Annotated in this window: 5 protein-coding genes; 1 reads left to right on the top strand and 4 read right to left on the bottom strand. The window is 37.8% G+C overall.

From position 1 onward, the window contains the following. Positions 1-321: 321 nt before the first annotated feature. Positions 322-504 carry a hypothetical protein gene (locus ACFIKE_RS09330; protein ID WP_375649523.1) on the top strand — a complete coding sequence of 61 codons (183 nt, stop codon included), beginning with the start codon at positions 322-324 and terminating at the stop codon, positions 502-504. Between the two features lie 28 nt (positions 505-532). Here ACFIKE_RS09330 and ACFIKE_RS09325 read toward each other — a convergent pair whose 3' ends face one another. From ACFIKE_RS09325 to ssb, 4 genes are all read right to left on the bottom strand, one after another. Next, positions 533-1,060: a hypothetical protein gene (locus tag ACFIKE_RS09325; RefSeq protein WP_375649521.1), complete on the bottom strand. Its 528-nt coding sequence runs from the start codon at positions 1,058-1,060 to the stop codon at positions 533-535. Continuing rightward, on the bottom strand, positions 1,047-1,463 hold the full coding sequence (locus tag ACFIKE_RS09320; RefSeq protein WP_375649519.1) for a hypothetical protein: 417 nt from the start codon (positions 1,461-1,463) through the stop codon (positions 1,047-1,049). The genes ACFIKE_RS09325 and ACFIKE_RS09320 overlap by 14 nt, the downstream gene beginning before the upstream one ends. Beyond that, positions 1,435-1,962 (bottom strand): Panacea domain-containing protein, encoded by a 528-nt coding sequence (locus ACFIKE_RS09315; protein WP_375649516.1) that lies wholly within the window; start codon positions 1,960-1,962, stop codon positions 1,435-1,437. Before ACFIKE_RS09315 ends, ACFIKE_RS09320 begins: the two co-directional genes overlap by 29 nt. 76 nt (positions 1,963-2,038) lie before the next feature. Continuing rightward, positions 2,039-2,482, bottom strand: a complete 444-nt coding sequence (gene ssb, locus ACFIKE_RS09310) for a single-stranded DNA-binding protein (RefSeq protein WP_375649514.1) — start codon at positions 2,480-2,482, stop codon at positions 2,039-2,041. Positions 2,483-2,524: the final 42 nt, after the last annotated feature.

Raw genomic sequence — 2,524 nt, 5'->3', positions numbered from 1 at the left:
TTTAAAATGCGCGTCATCTTATTCGGAACGCCTTTGACACGCCCTTGACCTGCCTTTGGGGGTATACGCTTTTTAATCGGTTGTGGAGCCTGTTCTGTATTTTGTGATGTCATAAAATACACCCTCCAGATAATAAAAAACCCCGCATTTGCGGGGATTCCAAACTGCACTGCCTCTCGTTTAGACACAATACGACCAAGTACAGTAATAACATTAAATACGATTTGCTACAATTTGTCAATAAGAAAACGATACATATTGATGCAATTATAGAATCAATATAAATTCGATATGAAATTTTCCCCTAAATAAAGAAAAAAGATGTCTTTAGTAATATTACTAGTTTGGTATTTCGATATCATTAGCTTATGGACTGCTTTTATAATAGCAATTATTGCTCTTGTTTATAATGAATATAGTCTTTCAGTAGCAAATGATAAAATTAGGAAATTAACAGATGAAATTAAGAAGTTAAAAGATGAAATTAAGAAAGCAGAAGATTAAGAAGTTTAAAATCTGATTGCCAGTAAACCTAACGATCAAAATACTTATCAAGCGCATTAAGAGCAACGCGCAGTGAATTCACAAGATGTGGTAGCATTTGATCTTCTATGACGAGGTACTGTAACGCTGCATAAAGGTTATATTGTCTATAGAGGCATTGCGCTTCTTTTATTGCTTCTTGCGTATTAAAAAATTGTTCTGTTGCAAACTCTACCCACTTGTCTCTTGCTTTATCATCAGATGATGACGGCATTTCGTCATAAATCGCATTAGGCAAGCCCTTTGCACAAAGGTAATTATTCCTTATCTGTAGGTACTGTTGCGCGGCGTCGTATTGCTCTTGAGTAAGCACGCCTTGCAAGCAAAGCCGCCCGATATAGGTACCAGAAAGTGGATTTTTTGCCTCTTGTAGCGTTAAACCGAAGCGCTTTGCACGCATTTCTATTGCCAATTTATCAACGGCTTCACGCGGTGCTTTTGCACGTGATATACGTCCGTTTGGTTCTCTTACCTGCCCTGCTATTTTAGGGCGTCCCCTCTTTTTATTTTTTTTCACTTATACCCTCAGATGCCTTCTTGATATATTGCCAGATTTTCTCTGATCTTGACTGTGTCTTTCTCTTCAAATTGCGTAGCCACACAACAAAAGCAGCTATTATAATTGCAACTGTTATCTTCGTTCCAAATTGACTACAATCCCATAGCAATTCTAAAAACAGAGATATGAGCGCACCCAACAAAATGCCCATTACTGTATCAAAATGATGTGCGTACATTGCACAGTCTCTTAGCGACTCTATTTCTTGTTCTGTAACAGCATAATGAGTTGTTACTCTAGAACGACAATCTGCAGTAACTTTAAAAAACTGCTGCGATGATACAGACGACTTATCTTCATCTTCAACAGTATTACTAGCTCGCTGAAGTTGCTCAAGATGAATGGACGGATTCTCTTTCATCAGCAGCTTTCAAATATCCGTTAATTTTTTTAGTGAAATATTCTCTAATGTCATCATCATTCAACACCACCCCCCATCGCCGTGGATCATACACTTTATCCCAAGGTGCTCCTTTTTCATGAGAGATTTCACGCAAAAGCCAAGGTTCAAAATTCTTATAAGCATTCCAAACAATCTCTAATAACTTAACTGTATATTCATCAGCTGAATCTTTAGACATTTTAGGGACAAAAATTTCTCCTGTCTCTAAATCAACTGTTCGAGAATAGCAATCGATAAAACGCCTTCCCCAATCTTTAAACTCATGATAAAGAGCCGGAATCACGGGACCATGCTGCCATGCTTCTATACGATCAGGAAAGAGACGCTTACCTGTAGCTGCTAACATCCATCCATACGCAAGATACACCAGTTTAATGAGCTTCATAGGAGAAATTGGGATATTCTCTTCACGTCCCTTTTCAAGAAAGAAGTTAGCAATTTGCTGAACTTGGTACATATCATTCATACCCCACAAAATATACAACTTTACAGAATTGCTTTAACATGATCACTTTCCTCATTCAATAATATCCTTAAAAAGGAACACTGTCATTCATAACGGTATGGGGCGTATCAAGAGGTCTATAAATGCTTCTGTCATAAGCAGATGATGACGGCTCTTGATTATCATCATTTTTGCCATCTAAAAGCTTTAACTCGCCTTTGTACTGAGGCAATATGACTTCTGTTACATAGCGATCAACACCGTTTTTATCTTGCCATTTACGGGTTTGTAGTCGCCCCTCGATATAAACTTTGCTGCCCTTATTCAGATACTGGAGAGCTATTTTTGCAAGATGTGGATTAAACACCACAATGGAATGCCATTCGGTTTTGTCTACTTTCTTATTGGTTGCCTTGTCTGTATAGCTCTCAGACGTTGCCATTCGAAAATTGACCACCTCACCACCAGAAGGCATAGTTTTGCTTTCTGGATTGGCACCTAAATGACCAATTAAAATCACTTTATTAAGCATGTTTGTAAGTCCCATTAAATGATGTAAAGATCATAACATGTT

The sequence above is a fragment of the Bartonella sp. MU70NMGDW genome (genome assembly GCF_042194085.1).
In the GTDB taxonomy this organism is placed as follows: Bacteria; Pseudomonadota; Alphaproteobacteria; order Rhizobiales; family Rhizobiaceae; genus Bartonella; species Bartonella grahamii.
Note: the sequence above shows the minus strand (reverse complement) of the source record. Positions and strands in the feature narration are given on the sequence as shown.

Bases quoted from the DNA above. Each gene is read 5' to 3' on its own strand.
- ACFIKE_RS09320 (WP_375649519.1), bottom strand. From the start codon at position 1,463: ATGAAAGAGAATCCGTCCATTCATCTTGAGCAACTTCAGCGAGCTAGT.
- ssb (WP_375649514.1), bottom strand. From the start codon at position 2,482: ATGCTTAATAAAGTGATTTTAATTGGTCATTTAGGTGCCAATCCAGAA.
- ACFIKE_RS09330 (WP_375649523.1), top strand. From the start codon at position 322: ATGTCTTTAGTAATATTACTAGTTTGGTATTTCGATATCATTAGCTTA.
- ACFIKE_RS09315 (WP_375649516.1), bottom strand. From the start codon at position 1,962: ATGTACCAAGTTCAGCAAATTGCTAACTTCTTTCTTGAAAAGGGACGT.